Genomic DNA, 18,643 nt, shown 5'->3' with positions numbered 1-18,643 from the left:
AAGTGTGAAATCCAGGAAAAAGCGCCATCGATTTTTGTTGCCGTTGTGCTGAAATAACGCTGCACCACCTGAATGAGGAAGGGTTATGAAAACGAAACGTTTAAGTGCGCTGGCGCTTCTGCTGGCAGCGTTTACGGTGTGCGCCACGCCTGCGCTGGCGAATCCCGGCAACGGGAACGGCCACGGAAATGGTAACGGTCATGGTAACAGCGGCAATCACGGCAACAATGGTCATCATGGCGCCCACGACCAGAATGACAGCGGCAACGCGTCGGGCCGTAAAAACTACGGTAAACCCGACCACGTTGAGGCGGATATCAGTTACAGCCGCGCGCGCAGCCTCGCTGTGAATTCCGGCCTCACCGGCTATGAGTCGCTGCCGCCAGGTATCGCGAAAAATCTCGCACGCGGTAAGCCGCTGCCGCCGGGCATCGCGAAAAAATCGGTGCCGACCAGCATGCTGAACGAACTGCCGTATTATCCGGGTTATGAGTGGAAAATGGTCGGCGACGATCTGGTGCTGATTGCGCTGAGTACGGCGCTGGTGACCGCCGTTATCAACAACGTATTTGACTGATCAACGCTTTCTCAGAGAGTAACGCCGGGCGCGACCGCCCGGCGTTTTTATTGAGGTTCCAAACCGAGCATCCCGCGCACCGCCTCCCGCTCATGGCTTCCCGGCGCGTAATTCTCAAAGTTTTGCGAAGACACTTTGATGATATGTTCAGCGATAAATTTGGCCCCTTCCCGCGCGCCGGTTTCGCCGTCTTTAAGGCAGCACTCCCACTCAAGCGTCGCCCAGCCGGGATAGTCATAACGCGCAAGCTTACTGAAAATAGCCCTGAAATCTATCTGCCCGTCGCCCGGCGAGCGGAAACGGCCTGGCCGGTCTATCCAGGGCTGATAGCCGCCATAAACGCCGCTGTCCGCTGACGGCCTGAACTCGGCGTCTTTCACGTGAAACGCCCGGATGCGCGAATGCCAGCGATCGATAAACCCGAGATAATCCATGTGCTGAAGCAGCATATGGCTCGGATCGTAGAGGATATGGCAGCGCGGGTGGTGGCCGGTAAGTTCCAGAAAACGTCCGAACGTCACGCCATCATGCAAATCTTCACCGGGGTGCAACTCAAAGCAGAGATCCACGCCAGCCTCGTCAAAACGGTTAAGAATCGGCAGCCAGCGGCTGGCCAGCTCGTTAAACGCCTCTTCCACCAGCAGCGGATTGTGCGGCGGCCACGGATAGAAAAACGGCCAGGCGAGCGAACCGGAAAAGGTGGCATGCGCCGTGAGATTCAGATTTTGCGAGGCGCGCGCCGCAAGCTTCAGCGTGCTGACCGCCCACTGCTGGCGCGCAACCGGATCGTGGCGCACCGCCTCGGGTGCGAAACCGGCAAACGCCTGGTCATACGCCGGGTGTACCGCCACCAGTTGTCCCTGGAAATGCGTCGACAGCTCGCTGATTTGCAGGCCCATATTGCCGAGCGTCTCGCGCACCTGCGCGCAGTAATCCAGGCTTTCCGCCGCTTTGGCCAGATCAAAAATATGCGGCAGATGCGTTGGCAGCTGCACCGCTTTATAACCGAGCCCGGCAGCCCAGGCCGCCAGCGTATCGAGCTGGTTAAACGGCGGACGGTCGCTGATAAATTGCGAAAGAAAAAGAGATGGCCCCTGTAGCGTTTTCAATCTCACTCCTATGGCGCACGTGCGCGAATCGCTGATGCCAGCGTTAAGCATAGCCTGGCGAAACATAAGCCTCGCTTATTGTACCTGATATAGATATAACCCTTTGTTTTGTTGGGAAAAACCCATTTAACCTAAATTTTTTGGCTGACATTCCGATAACCGTCTGGTGGCACTCCTCTTTTTGAGTGACCGGGTCGCTGTGTTACAACCTCACGCAAGGGAACAACATGTCAGTAAGGCGTTTTTCATTTCTCGTTTTCAGTCTGTTACTTTTCATCTTTCTCGTCAGTACCGTCTCTAACCTCTGGTCGCTCACGCGCAGTAACCAGTCGCTGGATAACGTGAATAAAGAAATTCGCGTGGTGCTTTCGGTGATTGATCCGATTAACCATAGCCGTACGCTGCGCGTGCGCCTGATGGAGGCGATGATTAACGCCTCTCTTGGCGATACCCAGAAAACGCAGGCGTCGCTTGAAACCGCCAATGAGGTGATGCAAAAAGCCATCGCGGCGTTCAATAACTACAAAGCAGCCCCTGCGGTTGAAGGCGAAGAAGCGCTGGCGGCCCCGTACCGTCAGGCCTGGCAGGCGTATGTTGATGACGGCCTGCGTCCGCTGATGGATGCGGCGAGTCGCAACGATACCGCGCGGTTTAACCAGCTCGTAAGCACCACAATTCCGCAACTGGATCGTCAGTTTGAAATTACGCTCGATCAGCTGCTGGCGTTTCGTGAGAAATATGCCCAGCGTCTGAACCAGGAGGCGCAGGAGCGCTTTGTAAACAGCATCGTTACCATCGCGGTGTTCGCCCTGCTGTTTACGCTGCTGATTGGCGCGATGTTTATTCTGCTGAAACGCCGCGTACTGTCGCCGCTGGATGCCGCGCGTCGCCACTGCCAGCAGATGGCGGAAGGCGAGCTGCACACGCCGGTGCTCTCCGGCTCGAAAGATGAGATTGGCGAGATGCTCGGCTCGCTTGAGCAGATGCGTCTGTCGCTGGTCAATATCATCGCCCAGGTGCGCGACTCCAGCCAGAGCGTGGCCCACGCCGCGGAAGAGATCGCCGCCGGTAACGTCGATCTCTCGGCGCGTACCGAAGAGCAGGCCGCGTCGCTCGGCGAAACTGCCGCCAGCATGGAACAGCTGACCTCGACCGTGAAACACACCTCGGAAAACACCGCCGAGGCGAATAAGCTCGCGGGCAATATGCGCAGCGCCGCCCAGGAAGGCAACGCGATTGTCGAAGAAGTCGTCGTCTCCATGCAGGAGATCGAATCCAGCTCCAGCAAGATCGACAACATTATCGGCATTATCGAAGATATCGCCTTCCAGACTAACATCCTGGCGCTCAACGCCGCGGTGGAAGCCGCCCGTGCGGGTGAGCAGGGTCGAGGTTTTGCGGTGGTGGCAAGCGAAGTGCGTAATCTGGCGCAGCGCTCGTCGGTGGCTGCGAAGGAGATCAAAGAGCTTATCGAGCAGTCCGGCGAGCAGGTGGTGCTGGGCAGTGACCGCGTGGCGCGCGCGGGCGAGAGCATGAAGCGCATTATCGGCTCGATTAAACAGGTCTCTGAGCTGATGTCAGAAATCGCGCTCTCCACCGGCGAGCAGAGCCGTGGAATTGAGCAGATTAACCAGGCCGTCGCGCAGATGGATTCCGTTACCCAGCAGAACGCCGCGCTGGTGGAAGAAGCCTCTGCCGCCGCCCACTCGCTGAAAGAACAGTCACAGCTGCTCAATCAGGCGGTCGCGGTATTTAAACTGAGCTAACGGTTGTAAAACGAGTCAGGGCAGGTGTCGGCCTGCCCTTTTTTATTGCCTTTACAGCGGCTTATCGAGCTTTATCACCCACAGTTCATTCTGCGAGGCGGGTTTTTCCAGCGGCTTAATGCCGATTTTGCTGGCAACCGGCTTGCCGTCCAGCGTCAGATGCCCCTGCCCGTCCACGTTGTAGTCATCCATCTCTTTTTTATCGCCCTGCGGCTCCAGCAGCTCTGACTGTAAACCAAAGTCGTTATCATTGATGACCGCGAGGGTTTGCGGGTCGATAAGCGCCAGCCCTTCCGCTTTTTCCTGCTGCCAGCCCAGTTCCCGCAAATCGACCGCCAGCTGTTTTGTGGCGAGCTGCACACCGCGCGCGTTGAGTTTTTCCGCATCGTCGAATTCCGGCGGCTCGGTCTTATCCAGCGTGCTCAGATCGGTGGCGTTACTGAGATCAACTACATAAACACGGTTGCGCATGGTTTTGTTCTTATCGCCGCCCTGTTCGATAAGCAAAATGCGGTGGTCGTCCAGCGCCACGATATCGCCGATTTTGGCGTCTTTGGCTTTTTTATAGACGTCGATGTCGATCGGATAACCATACATCGCGGTTTTGCCGGTAGCCGGGTCAAAACTCACCAGCCGCGTAAAGCGCGCGGTGTTTTTGGTTTTGCCGTCGATATCCAGCGTGCTCTGTACCGCCGCGATAATGCGCCCGTCCGGCATCCGGGTCAGCCCTTCAAAGCCGCGGTTAGGCTGACGCCACTTAATGATATTTGGCAGTCCGCCGGCCACGCCTTCTTCGCCCTTGCCCGCCTGCGGGCCCTGTTTAGCGAGGATCGCGCCGCTGGCGTCAACATGAATAATAAACGGACCATATTCGTCACACAGCCAGTAGCCGCCCTTGCCGTCTGGCGTGATCCCTTCGGTATCCAGCCCGCGTTTATCACCGGTGAGCGTTTGCAGCGCGTCGTTAAGCGCCAGCTCGTTGGTGGCGCCGATGAGCCCGGCGGGCAGCGGCAGACCGCTGATATTGCCTTTATCGTCATGCAGCGGCATCGGATCGCTCGCCTGCGCCTGGTCTTTACTGACGCGAATGGTCATCATCAGCGGCGTGTACTCCGGGCTTGCGAAGATTTTCGACTCCTGCTTGCCCATTTTCGGCGAGTCGGCGTTGGGGCCGCGGTCGGTGACGGTCGCGAAAATCAGGTCATCGCCCTCTTTGCGTAAAAACAGCAGGCCGGAGCCCACGCCTACCGGCAGACCATTGGGAAACGCACTGGCGTAGTTGCCGGAATAGACCACGTGATCTTCCTGCGGAAACGTCACGACATAGCGTTCCACCTGCGGCGCGGCGGCAAGGGAACAGAGCGGAAAAAGCGCGGCGAAAGCGAGCGTAAGCGGTTTGAATTTCATGGTTCTCAGATCCAGAGTCGGGGTGGCACTGTTATAAGACGCAGGCGTGACAGATTAATGACAGCGTCCTTTTCTCCTGTGGATTCAGCGAGTCACCGCGTTAACCGCCGCGCATGCTGAAGCCGTGACGCTGACAAACCGGGCACACTTTCTCGCCCGGATGCCAGGCGCGCCACGGCTCGCCGCAGCGCTCGCAGCGGGCGTGATGCAACGCCCGGCGGATCAGCGGCCCGGCGTCGCCCTCCGTTATCGTTATAGCATCAACCGGGCACACCGCCGCGCAGTCGCCACAGCCATCGCAACGTCCTGTATTGAGCGTGAAATCCTGTTCGCCAAAGCATATCGCGCCGCTGGCGCATGCCCGGCCACAGGCACCGCATAGTAGGCAGCGCGTGGTATCCAGCATGACGGCGTATGCGGATAAAAACGCCCCCGCCGCACGCCGGGTGGCAACGTCGTGCGCTACGCGTGCGCGTTCACCGTCCGGGCGCAGCAGACGGCGCTTGGCCTCACCTGCCGCCGGTGAAACCGCAACACACTGCCAGCCCGGCTCGCCGCGCTTTTTCAGCCACAGGTTAAGTTCAGCCAGTGGCCGCAGCCAGAGCGTGTCACGCGTGAGATCCACCGCGACCGCGCGAATGCGGTACAGCGTGTGCAAGAGCATCAACTCCTCTGCCGCGACAGGCTGGGTAAACGGCCCGAGCAGCACGCCCTCGCGGTGAATTCGCGCCAGCGGTACGAGATCCTCCAGCGCGTCCGCCGGGCAGACAAACAGGCAGATCCCACAGCCGGTGCAGTGCTCCGGCGCGAGAATCACCTCATGATGGTGGATGCTCAGCGCGCCCGTCGGGCAGCGTTTTACGCAAACATCGCAGCGGCTTTTGGCCAGCCGTTTTCTGGCGCAGCGCGCGCCCACACAGGGTTGTGCGGGCGCTATGGTGTTGAAGAGACGCATCAGGCGTCGATGGTGAAAAACGCGAGGCGCAGCAGCAATTCGCCAAGAAGAATCAACGCACTGCCCGTCATTTGCGACGAGCGCGAGCCGTGCGGGCGCGTCAGCCCGGTCATCAGCAGCATCGCCCCTGCGGCAGAGCAGCACCAGCCCGTAAGACGCAGCCCGGCGCAGGCGTTAAAGGCCGAAAGCGGCTGTAGCGGAAAGGTCACCGGCACTACCGTTTGCGCTAAAAAGTGATAGTACGCAGGCTGAATGAGAAGCCGGATCAATACCACCGCCAGGGCCAGCAGCGAAAGGCGACGGCTTGCCGCGAGTTCTGCCTTTGCGTTAAAGGCCGGACGCAACGCGAGGCGAAGTTGTAGCACCGACGCGCCGATAAGCACGACCGAACCCAGGAACATGGCCCAGGTGTTAACGTGCTGCCAGGTCACGACCGACGCGTGGCAGTAGATGGACGCCATAGCGAACATATCTGCAAGCCCCGCCAGGGCTGTCAGCCACAGCAGCGGCCACGGTGTTGCGCGCTTCATCATCAAAAGCAAAATACTGACAGCAATCAGCGCCATAAACACGCCCGCCAGCGCAATCTCCCGGCTGAGCCAGGAGCTGGAAAGGTGGCGCAGCGCATTAAAGGCGTTCAGCGGATAACCCAGATGCAGCGTCGAGGCGAGTAAACCAAGCGCCGCGGCGATGCCTGTACAAACCAGCGCAGGCAGCGTCGCGAGCGTGTGTCGCCCCGCGCGCGGCATCTGCCCGGCGGTGAAGCAGAGCATCAGCGTAAAGCCCACTGCACCCTGCATGAACAGCGTAAAAATCACTAACGGAAACTCATGCATCGTGCTGTTCCTCCTGCTGTGCGCCCTGATGCGGCTTAATGACCAGATTGGGTCTGGTGACAGATGACGGCGGCAGCCCGTTGACGTCACAGAGCGCGCCGAAGCGTTCGCGCAGCGCGCTAATCGGGCCGAACTGAATCGCCCCGAGCGGGCACGTGGCGACGCACACCGGCGGCTCGCCCTGCGCCAGTCGATCGACGCAGAAATCGCATTTCGACATCTGCCCGGTCTGCGTATTACGCTGCGGCGCGCCGTAAGGGCACGACCAGGCGCAGTAACCGCAGCCGACACATTTGTCGGTGTTTACGCGCACGATGCCGTCGCCGTCGCGCTTGTGCATGGCGGTCGTCGGGCAGTTGCGCGTGCAGATGGGATCGGCGCAGTGGTTGCACGAAATCGATAAGGTATAAGCGAAGACGTTTTGCATCAGTCCGCCTGCGCCGGTCGGCGTGAAGCCGCCGCCATGAACTTCATAGACGCGCCGAAAGCGCCGCCCCGGTTCGAGATTATTTTTGTCTTTGCACGCCACCTGGCACGCTTTACAGCCGGAGCAGCGCGACGAATCGATAAAAAAGCCCAGCTGCTCGCCGCTGACCGGGGGATAATCCTTAAACTGGCTCATGTCTGGTTACCTCAACGAGCAGGGTTTGATGGGCATTGCCTTTGGCAAGCGGAGTGATACGCGCGCTGGTGAGCACATTCGGGCAGCCGCCGTTATCGACGCCTTCCGCGTCCGGCTGCCACCAGGCGCCTGCCTGCATCGCCACCACGCCGGGAATAATGCGCGGCGTCACGTCGGCGGGAATGCGTACCACGCCGCGATCGTTATAAATCCGCACCAGATCGCCCTGCTGAATGCCGCGCGCGCGGGCGTCCTGCGGGTTGATCCAGAGCTGCTGGCGCTGTACCTCCTGCAGCCACGGGTTGGCGTATTGCGTCGAATTGGCGCGGTTTTTCCCCTTCCACGTGATGAGCTGTAGCGGGTATTTGTCTCGCAGCGCGTCTTGTGGCCCTTCTTTCGCGGGCACATAGTGCGACAGCGCCGGGATCTCCGGGTGATTCATCTCCCAGAGCCGTTTTGAGAAGATTTCGATTTTGCCCGAGGGTGTCGGGAACGGATGGTTGTCCGGGTCGAGAATGTTCTCTTCAAACGCGACATACGGCGGCGATTTCAGGTAGACGTGCGGTTTTTTGCAAAGCCCGGCGAAATCCGGCAGGTCGTGATCCGCCAGCGCCTCGCGGGTTTTCTCCCAGATATGTTCCACCCACGCTTTTTCGCTGCGCCCTTCGCTAAAACGCGCCTCGATGCCGAGCTTGCGCGCGACCTCGCGCAGCCAGTCGTAGTCCGAGCGGCGCTCAAACTCCGGCTCCACCAGCTTTTGCGACAGCAGCAGATAGTTGCCAGTGCCCCAGGTTTCGCCGATGTTCCAGCGCTCCATAAAGCTGGTTTCGGGCAGCAGCAGATCGGCGTAGCGGGCGCTTGGCGTAAGGAAGAGATCGCTTACCACGATAAACTCGACCTTGCTTTCATCTTCCAGCACTTTCACGGTCTGGTTGATGTCCGGGTTCTGGTTCGCCAGATAGTTGCCCGCAAGATTAAAGATGAATTTGATGTTGCTGGTGAGCGTTTCAGCGCCTGTTAAGCCGTTTTCCGGCGTGACTTTCGCCGCGTCGTCGCAGGCCTGCACCCAGTTCATGATGGAGATTTTTTCCGCCACCGGGTTCGGCACGCTGTAGGGATCGGCACAGAACAACCGGTTGCCGATGCCGCCGTAGCCTGCCGCCCAGCCGCCCTTCACGCCGACATTGCCGGTGATGGTGGCGAGCAGCGTGGAGCCGCGCGCGGTGCGCTCGCCGCAGATATGGCGCTGCGGTCCCCAGCCCTGGATCAGCGCCGCCGGTCTGGTGGTGGCGTAGTCGCGGGCGAGCTGGCGGATGGTCTGCGCGGGCACATGGGTGATGCGCTCCGCCCACTCCGGCGTTTTTTTCACGCCATCTTTTTCACCAAAGAGATACGCCATCAGCGATTCGCCCGCCGGTACGCCTTCCGGCATCGTATTTTCATCAAAACCGATGGCGTGACGCGCGATAAACGCGCTGTCGTGCAGGTTCTCGCTGATGATGACGTACATCATCGCGTCCATCAGCGCGTTATCGGTGGTGGGCAGCAGCGGCACCCACTGTTCGGCGAGCGACGCCACGGTATCGGAGTAGCGCGGATCGACCACGATAAACCGCGTACCGTTGCGCTTCATCTGCTGAAAGTAGTGGTTAGTGTGACCAAAAACGGTTTCGTTCGGGTTATGGCCCCAGAGGATCACAAGCTTTGTGTCTTTGAGTGTATTAAGCGAGCTGCCGCTGGCGGCGGTGCCGTAGGTATAGGGCGTGGCGGCGGCGGTGTTTCCCATACTCACTGAGTGATAGGACTCCAGATAACCGCCGGTCAGGTTCAGTAAACGCCGCGCCATTTTGTCGCCGGAGAACGCGCCGCCGGAGACCGCCGTATCGGTGTGCATAAAGCGCGACGCCGGGCCGTATTTCGCGGTGATACGCCGCAGGTTATCGGCGATAAGCGTCGTCGCCTCATCCCAACTGATACGCTCGAATTTCCCTTCGCCGCGTTTGCCGACGCGCTTCATCGGGTATTTCAACCGGTCCGGATGGTAAACAAACTGACGATAACCGCGCCCGCGCACGCAGGCGCGCATCAGCGGCATATCAGGATCCACTTCGTTATCCGGGCAGGTGGAGATGCGCGTCACTACGCCTTCTTTAACGTGCGCGCGGATATCGCATTTGCCGCCGCAGTCAAAGGTGCTGCAGGTGGGCACGACGGTTTCCGTTTCCTGTACCTCTGCCGCGGGCGTTTGTGCTTTCGCCACGCCGGCCTGCACAAAAAGCGGCGCGGCCGCGAGCGCCGACGTGGCGCGCAGAAAGTCGCGGCGCGACAGCCCGCTTTCGTCCGGTTCATCCTTTGGGGTTAATGGTTCCATTCTGTTCCCTCATAAAAAGGGCGTATTCTGCAAAGCCCCTTAACGGGAAAGCTTGATGAGTATCAACGGGAAAAAACTGGACGGCGCGTAGCGGAAAGTTTCAGAAAAACGGGCGGGGAAAAAGATGAAAAGGAGGAAAACGGCGCCGCCTGAGCCAGCGGCGCCGTATCGGTTACTCGTGGTGCTGTTGCTCGCGGGCGTCTTTCACCTGCGCAGGCGTGACGGGTGCGGCATGGTTGCCGAAACTGCCGCGAATGTAGTTAGTCACATCCGCCGCGTCCTGGTCGCTAAGCGCCCAGCCGTAGCCTGGCATGCTGTACGGCAGATGGTTTTGCGTCACCGCCGTTTTGCCGCCCTCCAGCACCACACGCAGCAGCGTCAGCGGGTTATCGGCGTTGACGGTGAGATTGTCTTTCAGCGCCGGAACGGCGTATTCCGCCCCTTCGCCGTTGCTGGCATGACAGGTAGCGCAGTAGCGGGCATAGAGCCGATGACCGTTCTCCATTTCCGCTTTCGCCACCGTCGGCGCATCACGCTTCACCGGCTCGCTGCCCGGCAGGCTTAAGAGATAAGCCGCGATGGCGCGGTTGTCGTCATCGATCAGGTACTGCGTGCTGTTGGTGACGACCTCATCCATTGGCCCGCTGAGCGCCGCGTGCTTGCTGCGCCCGTCGCGCAGCAGCACGGCGAGATCCTCTTCGGACATTTTCAGCCCGCGCAGCGACGGCGCGTACCAGCCGTTCAGCGCCTCGCCCGCGAGGAACTGCTCGTCGCGCTCGTCAAAGGCTTTCTCCTGCATCCCCACGCCGCGCGGCGTATGGCATGCGCCGCAGTGGCCCGGCCCTTGCACCAGATACGCGCCGCGGTTCCAGGCCGCGCTTTTATCCGCGCGCGGCGTAAACGGTTTATCGTCCACAAACAGGCTGTTCCAGATGCCAAGCGGCCAGCGTATCGAGAGCGGCCACGGAATGTCGCTCTCGCGGTTGGCGGTGGCCTGCGGTTTGACCTCTTTCATCAGATAGTCATAGAGCGCGCGCAGGTCGTCATCGCTCATTTTCGCATAGGACGGATACGGCATCGCCGGGTAGAGATGATGGCCATCTTTCGCGATACCTTCGCGCATGGCGCGAGCGAACTCGTCGTAGCTGTAGCTGCCGATTCCGTGAGTGTTATCCGGCGTGATGTTGGTGGAGTAAATATCGCCAAGCGGTGTGGCGAATTTCAGCCCGCCCGCGAGCGGCGCGCCGTCCGCGGCCGTATGGCAGGCCATGCAGTCGCCCGCGCGCGCCACATATTCGCCGCGCGACATCTCCTGCGCGCCCGCGTGCGCCGCCCACAGGCTTAACGCCAGTAACGTAATACGTTTCATGCGCCCTCCTTCGCCATCTCGTGCAGCTCTTTCACCGCGCGGTAGCCCTGATCGATGGCCGAGTTGGCATACGGGCTCCAGTCGGCGTCTGAGTTGGCGATGGTGATGCGCCCGACCGGCTGGCGGGCTTTTTCAATGATTTTCTGCGAGCCCTCTTCGTCGTCAAACAGGCCACTGAAAAAGTAGGAGTAGCCGTGGGACCAGCGGTTAACCGTGATCGCCGCGATATCCCGCTCGTGGTCAAATCCGGCCGCGCCAAACATGCCCTGGAGCTGGTCGCGGATCATCTTCTCATGCACCTCGAACGGCGTACCTAGCAGAAACGCGCGCCCTTTGCGGAACTGTTCGCGGGCGCTGAGCCCGCTGCCGGGAAACGTCGGCACGTAAACCATGTGCAGACCGATGGGCGCGTTCGGATCGCGTGGGTGCTGATAGCCGCCCATATCCACCGGATAATCGAGCTTAACCCGGCTGTAAGGTGCCGCGGGCGAGTAGATTTCATGTACGCCGAGCTTCATAAACGGCTGCCAGTTGCGAATGACCACTTTGCTGTAGACCAGCGGCGCTTTGACGTTCTGCTTCAGCGCCTCCTGCTGGTCATGCGGAATTTCCGGCACCAGATACGGGATCATCATGTTGTAGCCCGCCATTACGGTCTGCCCGGCTTTTACCTTGTGCAGTTTACCGTCGCGCAGGTACGTCACTTCCACGCCGCCCGCCACATTGGCGGCATGTACGCCGGTGCTGTTAAGGCGCAGACGCACCGGATGCGCCGGTTTATCCAGCTGGCTGTAGTCGAAGGTCGCCAGCACGATATCGTCCATGCTGTTACCCGGTGCCACAGCCGGAATAAGATGCCGCACCATCAGGCGCGCCAGCCCGGCGTTGCCGTCCGGGAAGTGGTAAATATACGGCTCTTCGAGATCCGCCAGCGATTCAGCGTCAAGCGGCGGCAGATCCATACCATCAAGCCCCGGCAGCGCGCAGATACGCGCGTCGCTCGCCGACGTGCCGTCGATGCCAATCGCCTGAAAATCGTTGGTGCGCTGCTGGAAATAGCGGATGGCGCTGTCGCTGAGCCCCACCTTTTCACGCAGGAACTGACTGTAGCTGTGGGAATCGAGCCACGCGACTTTTTCCTCAACGCGCATCCCGGCGAGATAATCTTTTTTCTCAGTGTGCAGCGCGATGAGCGCGTCGCGGTCCGCCTGCGGCAGCGGGAAATCGTTAATAAAGGCGCGAATGTCGCGGGCGTTCATGCGATCGGGCGGAATATCGTCCGCCACCGCGCGCCCCGGATCGCCGCTGACGATTTTATCGACGCCAAAATTGGTTTTATCGAAATAGACGCCGCGGCTTAAGTTGAGATCCGGGTAGAAGGTTTGATCGAAGCTTTTCGCCATGCGCTCAATGCTGACGTTCAGCGTTTTCAAAAGCCCCATCGCGGTTTCGCTGAAGTTATTCGCAGGCGACTGGAAAGATTCGCTGCCGCCGTAGCCGAGCACGGTTTTCCCGTCGACGTGAAATTCGTTGCGCTTGGCATGTCCGCCGAAGTCGTCATGGTTATCGAGCAGCAGAATGCGCTGCTGCTTGCCGCGCATCTCCTGCCAGAAACAGGCCGCGGCAAGGCCACTGATGCCCGCGCCGACAATCACCAGATCGTACTCCTCCTCCACCGGAACGCTGGCCGGGTCGAAGTGCTTACCTTCACGCCCCAGCGCGTGCGCCTGTTCGAACGAGCCCGGATGGTTACCGCGAAGCCCCGTAAGGGTCGGCGGATAATAGAGCGACTGCGCTGCCGTCTGTGGCGAGGCGCGCAGAATTTGCCACGGCGTCATTCCGGCGGCCACGGTGATGGCGACGCCATTAAGAAAATCACGTCGGGTGATTGCCATAGAACTTCCTTAAAGGACAAAAATTATTGTTTTCAGTTTGTTATATAATGGTACAGAATTTTTGCCTGCCAGACACCCCGGCAGGCGTGGATTGCGGAAGGTTTATGCAGAAAGTTTGCCGGTTTGCGCGACTTCATCGAGCCGCTGCTGCATCTCTTTCAGGTTATCAAGCAGATTGGTATCTGCCTCGGTCGCCGTTTCGCCTTTGCCGGTAATGACAAAGTGGTAATTTTCCTCGCGACAGGTGGCGGTATATTCATACGCCCCGCCCGGCTGCTGTTTTTTGTCGATAGACAGTGACATACATCCTCCTTTCAGTCGTTATCTCTTAAAAGGTAGAGTATTTTCGCGCACTGCGTCAGGGGATCGCCGAAAGCTCAGCCAGCCGAAAGTGATCGGGTTTGAATATGCGCGTGCGGCATGGCGCTTCAAAATGCCAGGTATCATCCGGCGCGAGGTTGAAGGTGATGGCGGTGGTATAACCCACCACCATGCCGTTACGCAGGAGATTAAACGCCACGTAAACCTGCCGTAAGGAACTGTCGGTAAGGTTTTTGACCATCCCTTCAAGGCGCAGTTTCCCCGCCTCGGTTGTCACAAAATGGACATCAGTGAGCGCCACCGGCGCGATATCCGCCCGCGCGCACTGGATAAACAGCGCGCACGCGAGCGCAAACAAGGTTAACAGTCGTTTCATGGGTTCTCAGCGTTATGCGGGTGTGATGTCTGTTCAGAATGTTAACCGATTCATAACGCTGATTTAACCAACAAAACCGCTAAAGGGTAAAGGGATGTGAATGTTAAGAGGTAGCGGAATTGGTGTTTATACCGGGCGCTTCACAAACCGCTTACGGACTTCGCGATAACCCTGCGCGTCGTAAAAGTGATGCGCGCGAACGCGGCTTTCACTACTCGAAAGCTCAATCTGCGTGCAGCCCTGCGCGCGCGCCTCGTCGTGCGCGGCTTCAAGCAGCCTCGCGCCAGTTCCCGCGCCGCGTAATGTTTCATCAACTATCAGCGCGGAAATGAGCCCCCATTTTCCGGTTTCATGCAGCGGCTGAATAACGTGCAGCACTATTGCGCCACAAGGCTTCCCGGCGGTTTCGGCCACCAGCACACGTGAACCATTAGCCTCGCTGTGCGCAAGCATTGCGGTCACATCTGGCAAGGCAATCGTATAGCCGAGCTGTTCAAACAGCCGGCAAAGCGCGGGCACATCGTCAATGGTTGCATGGCGAATTATCACTGCTCGCCTCCTTCGAGCCCGGCAGCAGCCAGCGATTTACACAGATATTTCGGCGATTCCGTGTAGCCCTGACGGTAATAGAAGCGATGTGCGTCGCTGCGACGACTATGGCAGTGAACCTCAATGCGATCGCAGCCGCGCGCACGGGCAAGCGCTTCGCCTTCGCTTTCCAGCAGCCTGCCGATCCCTTTGCTGCGCGCGTTGCTGCTCACACAGAAATAGCTGATACGGCAGAAATCCCCTTTAAGCGCCAGTTGGGGAATAAAATGCAGTGACAGAACGCCCAGCAGCGCGCCATCTTCTTCCGCCACCAGCACTCTTTCATCCGGGTGCGCCAGCAGCTCAGCGAGGCGTTGGTCAATAAAGTGCGCCGTATCCAGGTAATCCAGTTCGGTTAATAAAGCGCTGATGGCCGTTGCATCAGCAGGCGTCGCGGTTCGGGTTGTTATCATGGTTATCTGTCTCTTTACGCTGGCGAAGTACGAATGGTGATGGAATGACATTAGCCTGTGCCGCGATAAGTGGCTGTGTCAACTGCGGTTTTGGGGGCAGTGGTTTGCTATAAGCTAATGACAACGGCTCTTGCATATCGTAAATATTCCCTGCCGGGCCCTTTTATCGTGATAACCCTGTTATTTCACGTAGGTGAAAAATAATAAAAAAAGCTTATTATTCTTTTTTTTTTACGAGACCCTACAAAGGAAGAGACATGCCGGACCCAGCAACGTATTCAGCGATAGCAGCGACCTGTGCAGCGATTGCCGCAGGAATTAATGCTTACATTGGTTATAAAAACCGAATGGACGCTCTCGATAAGCCCGTTCTGGACAGGCTCATAAAAAAAGCAGAAGAGTGTAATGCCCTGATTATTAAGAACCACCATTCAATGATTTATGAAGATGATAAAATGGGTGATACCTCTCGTATCTATACATTGCTTTGCCTTTCCATGAAAGACTGTGAAAGCATCGGCAAAGGCATACCGCTTATCAACAGAATTGGTTATTTTAAAAACAAAAGAAATTCAAAAGTTGAAGAACTTAAAGAGTATTTTTTTGATACATTGCACTCAACTATCTGGGTTGATCTGAAAGATAATAATGCGTCAAAGATGTCAAGAAACAAAATTTTAGTATCTCAGGCTAAGAGCGTTATCGAATTTTATGAAAAGCAAATAAAAAGCAAATAATGCCAATATTATTTTTCAGGTGACACCATTATTTAACCGGAAATTTAAATTCGCACTCACTGCCCGCCATGACAAAAAGCTGATTTGCCTGTTTACGGCAAATCAGCCTCTGTATTTAACCGTGTTTTATCATCACATGCCGCACCACGGTGTAATCCTCAAGCCCGTACATCGACATATCCTTACCGTAGCCGGAGAGTTTCTGGCCGCCGTGGGGCATTTCGCTCACCAGCATGAAGTGCGTATTCACCCAGGTGCAGCCATATTGCAGACGGGCACTGAGGCGGTGCGCACGGCCCACGTCGCGGGTCCAGACGGATGACGCCAGGCCATATTGCGAATCGTTGGCATAGGTGAGCGCCTGGGCTTCATCTTCAAACGGCGTCACGCTGATAACCGGGCCGAACACTTCGCGCTGCACGATGGCGTCCTCCTGCTTCGCGCCGGCGAGAACGGTCGGCTGGAAGTAATAGCCCGGCCCGTCGACTTTCGCGCCGCCAGTCACCACGCGGATATGCGGCAGCGCTTTCGCGGCTTCCACCGCCTGGCTCACGCGCTCCAGATGCGCTTGTGAACTAAGCGGCCCGAGTTCGGTGGTTTCCTCCTCCGGCGCGCCTGTTTTCAGGCTGCCCACCGCCGCGCCGAGCTTTTCAACGAGCGTGTCGTAAATCCCTTTTTGGGCGTAGATGCGGCACGCCGCCGTACAGTCCTGGCCCGCGTTATAGAACCCAAAAGTGCGAATGCCTTCGACGACGGCGTCGAGATCGGCGTCGTCAAACACCAGCACCGGCGCTTTACCGCCAAGCTCCATATGGGTGCGCTTGATGGACGACGCGGTACGGCTGATGATGTGTTCTCCGGTGGCGATAGAGCCGGTGAGCGACACCATACGCACTTTCTCATGGCTGGTCAGCGGGTCGCCCACCGTCTTCCCGCGGCCAAACAGCACGTTCAGCACACCCGCCGGGAAGATATCTTTGGCAAGCTCCGCGAGCTTAAGCGCGGTGAGCGGCGTAATTTCTGAGGGCTTGAGCACCACGCAGTTGCCCGCCGCCAGCGCGGGGGCCAGCTTCCAGGCGGCCATCATTAGCGGATAGTTCCACGGCGCAATGGACGCGACCACGCCCACCGGATCACGGCGGATCATCGAGGTGTGATCCGCCAGATATTCCCCGGCGGCAAGCCCGTTTAAGCAGCGCGCGGCACCGGCAAAGAAGCGGAACACATCCGCCACCGCCGGGATTTCGTCACCCGCCACGCAGTGCAGCGGCTTGCCGCAGTTTTTAGATTCAAGCTGCGCAAAGGTCTGCGCGTTGGCCTCAATCACATCTGCAAGCTTGAGCAGCGCCTCGGCGCGCTCTTTGGGCGTGGTGAGACGCCAGTGTTCAAACGCCGCGTCGGCACTCTTCACCGCCGCATCCACCTGTTCCGGGCTGGCTTCGGCAATCTCCAGCAGCACCTCGCCCGTCGCGGGGTTATAGACCGGCAGGCGCTCGCCCTTGCCTTCCACCAGCGCGCCGTTAATCAGTAATTGACTCTGCATAGCGTGTTCCTTTGAGGTTATTTGCCGCTACCGGCGACAGTTTCATCATCGCGCGTCAGCCACCATGCGCCCAGAATAGGGATCATGGTGAGGAGCATGACGCACAGCGCCACCACGTTGGTCACCGGCACGTCGCGCGGACGGCCAAGCTGGTTCAGCAGCCACAGCGGCAGCGTGCGCTCGTGGCCTGCGGTAAACGTGGTGACAATAATTTCATCAAACGAGAGCGCGAAGGCGAGCATGCCGCCCGCCAGCAGCGCGGTGCCAAGATTGGGCATCACGATATAGCGAAAGGTCTGCCAGCCATCGGCACCGAGATCCATCGACGCCTCAATCTGGCTGTATGCCGTGCGCCGCAGCCTCGCTATCACATTATTAAAGACCACCACCACACAAAAAGTGGCATGGCCCACTACCATCGTGAGAAAGCCCGGTTCGATGTCGAGCTGTTTAAAGGCGGTCAGCAGCGCGATACCGGTGATAATCCCCGGCAGTGCAATGGGCAGCAGCAACAGCAGCGACACCGCGCTTTTGCCGAAAAACTCGCGTCGCCAGAGCGCGGCGGCGGCCAGCGTACCAAGCACGAGCGCCAGCAGTGTCGCAAGCGTCGCCACTTTAAGTGACAACGTCACGGATTCAAGAATATCCGCACGCTGCGCCGCCACCTCAAACCAGCGCAGCGTGAAGCCCTGCGGCGGAAAGCTAAAGGCGGATTCTTCGGTGTTAAACGCGTAAAGCGCGATAATCGCCAGCGGAAAATGCAGGAAAATCACGCCGCCCCAGGCGGCGATTTTGAGCGGCCACGGCGCGCGGTCAGAGTGCATCGAACGCTCCCAGGCGCTTCACGAACGCCAGATAAACGGCAATCAGGATAATCGGCACCAGCGTAAACGCCGCCGCCATCGGCATATTGCCAATCGCCCCCTGCTGGGAATAGACCATATTGCCGATGAAAAAGCCCGGCGGGCCGACGAGCTGCGGCACGATGAAATCGCCGAGCGTTAATGAAAACGTGAAAATCGAACCGGCGGCGATGCCCGGCACCGCCAGCGGCAGCACCACGTGGCGAAACGTCTGAGAGGGCCTGGCACCGAGATCGGCGGACGCCTGCAACAGCGACGGCGGCAGACGCTCCAGCGCCGCCTGCACCGGCAGGATCATAAACGGCAGCCAGATATAGACGAACACCAGAAACCGCCCGAGCCCCGAGGTAGAGAGCGTGTTGCCGCCAATGCCCGGCAGCGTCAGCAGCGCGTTAAGCCCCCCTTCCAGCCCCAGATGTTGCAGGAACCACTGCGCCACGCCGTCACGCGCCAGCAGAAGCGTCCAGGCGTAGGCTTTCACGATATAGCTCGCCCACATCGGCAGCATAACGGCGATATAGAAAAACGCCTTCAGCGAGCCGCGCGTGTAGCGCGCCATATACCAGGCCATCGGAAACGCGAGAATGGCGCAGGCGATGGAAACAGCAATCGCCATGACCAGCGTGCGCACGATGATGTCGTAGTTGGCGGGATTAAACAGCGCGCTCAGGTTGGCGAGCGTGAAATCCGGCGTCACCGACATCGTAAAGTCATCGAAGGTGTAAAAGCCCTGCCAGAGCAGCGTCAGCAGCGAGCCGAGATAGATAATCCCGAACCACATCAGCGGCGGCAGTAACAGCAGAAACAGCCAGAGATTCGGACGCCGCCACAGCAGCGCCGCCGCGCGTCGCAGCGGGCCACTGGCGCGTGAGGGAGGTGAAAGCGTCATGTCCAT

At 58.8% G+C, this 18,643-nt stretch carries 18 protein-coding genes; 3 read left to right on the top strand and 15 right to left on the bottom strand.

Features of this window, described 5'->3' with window-relative positions; genetic code table 11:
- Nucleotides 1-85 precede the first annotated feature (85 nt).
- Nucleotides 86-577 carry an anti-virulence regulator CigR family protein gene (locus tag ACUW6V_RS00365; RefSeq protein WP_454037838.1) on the top strand — a complete coding sequence of 164 codons (492 nt, stop codon included), beginning with the start codon at nt 86-88 and terminating at the stop codon, nt 575-577.
- A 47-nt stretch (nt 578-624) separates the two neighbouring features.
- Here the strand turns inward: ACUW6V_RS00365 and ACUW6V_RS00360 are convergent, their stop codons facing one another.
- Nucleotides 625-1,686: a sugar phosphate isomerase/epimerase family protein gene (locus ACUW6V_RS00360; RefSeq protein WP_041460954.1), complete on the bottom strand. Its 1,062-nt coding sequence runs from the start codon at nt 1,684-1,686 to the stop codon at nt 625-627.
- Between the two features lie 227 nt (nt 1,687-1,913).
- Between ACUW6V_RS00360 and ACUW6V_RS00355 the strand changes: the two genes are divergently transcribed.
- Nucleotides 1,914-3,452 (top strand): methyl-accepting chemotaxis protein, encoded by a 1,539-nt coding sequence (locus ACUW6V_RS00355; protein ID WP_004385750.1) that lies wholly within the window; start codon nt 1,914-1,916, stop codon nt 3,450-3,452.
- 51 nt (nt 3,453-3,503) lie between these two features.
- On the opposite strand, the gene ACUW6V_RS00350 is transcribed toward ACUW6V_RS00355, so the two are convergent.
- The 11 genes from ACUW6V_RS00350 to ACUW6V_RS00300 all read right to left on the bottom strand — a co-directional run bounded on the left by ACUW6V_RS00350 (nt 3,504) and on the right by ACUW6V_RS00300 (nt 14,605).
- Complete coding sequence (locus ACUW6V_RS00350; RefSeq protein WP_454037837.1) at nt 3,504-4,859, bottom strand: esterase-like activity of phytase family protein; 1,356 nt, start codon at nt 4,857-4,859, stop codon at nt 3,504-3,506.
- A 100-nt stretch (nt 4,860-4,959) separates the two neighbouring features.
- Entirely contained in the window at nt 4,960-5,814 is an 855-nt protein-coding gene (locus ACUW6V_RS00345; protein WP_454037836.1) for a 4Fe-4S binding protein, read from the bottom strand.
- On the bottom strand, nt 5,814-6,650 hold the full coding sequence (locus tag ACUW6V_RS00340; protein ID WP_097565481.1) for a dimethyl sulfoxide reductase anchor subunit family protein: 837 nt from the start codon (nt 6,648-6,650) through the stop codon (nt 5,814-5,816). Before ACUW6V_RS00340 ends, ACUW6V_RS00345 begins: the two co-directional genes overlap by 1 nt.
- Nucleotides 6,643-7,272: a DMSO/selenate family reductase complex B subunit gene (locus ACUW6V_RS00335; RefSeq protein WP_454037835.1), complete on the bottom strand. Its 630-nt coding sequence runs from the start codon at nt 7,270-7,272 to the stop codon at nt 6,643-6,645. The genes ACUW6V_RS00340 and ACUW6V_RS00335 overlap by 8 nt, the downstream gene beginning before the upstream one ends.
- Nucleotides 7,259-9,643 carry a DMSO/selenate family reductase complex A subunit gene (locus tag ACUW6V_RS00330; protein ID WP_454037834.1) on the bottom strand — a complete coding sequence of 795 codons (2,385 nt, stop codon included), beginning with the start codon at nt 9,641-9,643 and terminating at the stop codon, nt 7,259-7,261. The genes ACUW6V_RS00335 and ACUW6V_RS00330 overlap by 14 nt, the downstream gene beginning before the upstream one ends.
- A gap of 172 nt (nt 9,644-9,815) precedes the next feature.
- Nucleotides 9,816-11,012: a c-type cytochrome gene (locus ACUW6V_RS00325; RefSeq protein ID WP_454037833.1), complete on the bottom strand. Its 1,197-nt coding sequence runs from the start codon at nt 11,010-11,012 to the stop codon at nt 9,816-9,818.
- A complete protein-coding gene (locus tag ACUW6V_RS00320; RefSeq protein ID WP_454037832.1) occupies nt 11,009-12,907 on the bottom strand; it encodes an NAD(P)-binding protein in 1,899 nt (632 codons plus the stop codon). Before ACUW6V_RS00320 ends, ACUW6V_RS00325 begins: the two co-directional genes overlap by 4 nt.
- Before the next feature lie 102 nt (nt 12,908-13,009).
- A complete protein-coding gene (locus ACUW6V_RS00315; RefSeq protein ID WP_004388074.1) occupies nt 13,010-13,210 on the bottom strand; it encodes a hypothetical protein in 201 nt (66 codons plus the stop codon).
- Between the two features lie 55 nt (nt 13,211-13,265).
- Nucleotides 13,266-13,604 carry an FxLYD domain-containing protein gene (locus ACUW6V_RS00310; RefSeq protein ID WP_109996132.1) on the bottom strand — a complete coding sequence of 113 codons (339 nt, stop codon included), beginning with the start codon at nt 13,602-13,604 and terminating at the stop codon, nt 13,266-13,268.
- Nucleotides 13,605-13,730: 126 nt separating this feature from the next.
- Nucleotides 13,731-14,153 (bottom strand): GNAT family N-acetyltransferase, encoded by a 423-nt coding sequence (locus ACUW6V_RS00305; protein WP_105517237.1) that lies wholly within the window; start codon nt 14,151-14,153, stop codon nt 13,731-13,733.
- Complete coding sequence (locus tag ACUW6V_RS00300) at nt 14,150-14,605, bottom strand: GNAT family N-acetyltransferase (protein WP_454037831.1); 456 nt, start codon at nt 14,603-14,605, stop codon at nt 14,150-14,152. Before ACUW6V_RS00300 ends, ACUW6V_RS00305 begins: the two co-directional genes overlap by 4 nt.
- Nucleotides 14,606-14,862: 257 nt before the next feature.
- Here ACUW6V_RS00300 and ACUW6V_RS00295 point away from each other — a divergent pair, with 257 nt between their 5' ends.
- The gene (locus tag ACUW6V_RS00295; RefSeq protein WP_454037830.1) at nt 14,863-15,342 is read left to right on the top strand and encodes a hypothetical protein; all 480 of its coding nucleotides are present in this window, start codon (nt 14,863-14,865) and stop codon (nt 15,340-15,342) included.
- Nucleotides 15,343-15,457: 115 nt separating this feature from the next.
- Here the strand turns inward: ACUW6V_RS00295 and patD are convergent, their stop codons facing one another.
- From patD to ACUW6V_RS00280, 3 genes are read right to left on the bottom strand one after another with little or no spacing between them, the layout of a single operon-like run.
- Nucleotides 15,458-16,885, bottom strand: coding sequence for an aminobutyraldehyde dehydrogenase (gene patD, locus ACUW6V_RS00290; protein WP_454037829.1), 1,428 nt, complete (start codon nt 16,883-16,885; stop codon nt 15,458-15,460).
- A gap of 17 nt (nt 16,886-16,902) precedes the next feature.
- Nucleotides 16,903-17,709: an ABC transporter permease gene (locus ACUW6V_RS00285; RefSeq protein ID WP_007774780.1), complete on the bottom strand. Its 807-nt coding sequence runs from the start codon at nt 17,707-17,709 to the stop codon at nt 16,903-16,905.
- Nucleotides 17,699-18,643 carry an ABC transporter permease gene (locus tag ACUW6V_RS00280; RefSeq protein ID WP_454037828.1) on the bottom strand — a complete coding sequence of 315 codons (945 nt, stop codon included), beginning with the start codon at nt 18,641-18,643 and terminating at the stop codon, nt 17,699-17,701. The genes ACUW6V_RS00285 and ACUW6V_RS00280 overlap by 11 nt, the downstream gene beginning before the upstream one ends.

It is taken from the genome of Cronobacter sp. 153480017-3 (genome assembly GCF_053627815.1).
This window is presented reverse-complemented; position numbering and strand designations above follow the sequence as displayed.

Bases quoted from the DNA above. Each gene is read 5' to 3' on its own strand.
- ACUW6V_RS00365 (WP_454037838.1), top strand. From the start codon at position 86: ATGAAAACGAAACGTTTAAGTGCGCTGGCGCTTCTGCTGGCAGCGTTT.
- ACUW6V_RS00355 (WP_004385750.1), top strand. From the start codon at position 1,914: ATGTCAGTAAGGCGTTTTTCATTTCTCGTTTTCAGTCTGTTACTTTTC.
- ACUW6V_RS00350 (WP_454037837.1), bottom strand. From the start codon at position 4,859: ATGAAATTCAAACCGCTTACGCTCGCTTTCGCCGCGCTTTTTCCGCTC.
- ACUW6V_RS00345 (WP_454037836.1), bottom strand. From the start codon at position 5,814: ATGCGTCTCTTCAACACCATAGCGCCCGCACAACCCTGTGTGGGCGCG.
- ACUW6V_RS00340 (WP_097565481.1), bottom strand. From the start codon at position 6,650: ATGCATGAGTTTCCGTTAGTGATTTTTACGCTGTTCATGCAGGGTGCA.
- ACUW6V_RS00335 (WP_454037835.1), bottom strand. From the start codon at position 7,272: ATGAGCCAGTTTAAGGATTATCCCCCGGTCAGCGGCGAGCAGCTGGGC.
- ACUW6V_RS00330 (WP_454037834.1), bottom strand. From the start codon at position 9,643: ATGGAACCATTAACCCCAAAGGATGAACCGGACGAAAGCGGGCTGTCG.
- ACUW6V_RS00325 (WP_454037833.1), bottom strand. From the start codon at position 11,012: ATGAAACGTATTACGTTACTGGCGTTAAGCCTGTGGGCGGCGCACGCG.
- ACUW6V_RS00320 (WP_454037832.1), bottom strand. From the start codon at position 12,907: ATGGCAATCACCCGACGTGATTTTCTTAATGGCGTCGCCATCACCGTG.
- ACUW6V_RS00315 (WP_004388074.1), bottom strand. From the start codon at position 13,210: ATGTCACTGTCTATCGACAAAAAACAGCAGCCGGGCGGGGCGTATGAA.
- ACUW6V_RS00310 (WP_109996132.1), bottom strand. From the start codon at position 13,604: ATGAAACGACTGTTAACCTTGTTTGCGCTCGCGTGCGCGCTGTTTATC.
- ACUW6V_RS00300 (WP_454037831.1), bottom strand. From the start codon at position 14,605: ATGATAACAACCCGAACCGCGACGCCTGCTGATGCAACGGCCATCAGC.
- ACUW6V_RS00295 (WP_454037830.1), top strand. From the start codon at position 14,863: ATGCCGGACCCAGCAACGTATTCAGCGATAGCAGCGACCTGTGCAGCG.
- patD (WP_454037829.1), bottom strand. From the start codon at position 16,885: ATGCAGAGTCAATTACTGATTAACGGCGCGCTGGTGGAAGGCAAGGGC.
- ACUW6V_RS00285 (WP_007774780.1), bottom strand. From the start codon at position 17,709: ATGCACTCTGACCGCGCGCCGTGGCCGCTCAAAATCGCCGCCTGGGGC.
- ACUW6V_RS00280 (WP_454037828.1), bottom strand. From the start codon at position 18,643: ATGGACATGACGCTTTCACCTCCCTCACGCGCCAGTGGCCCGCTGCGA.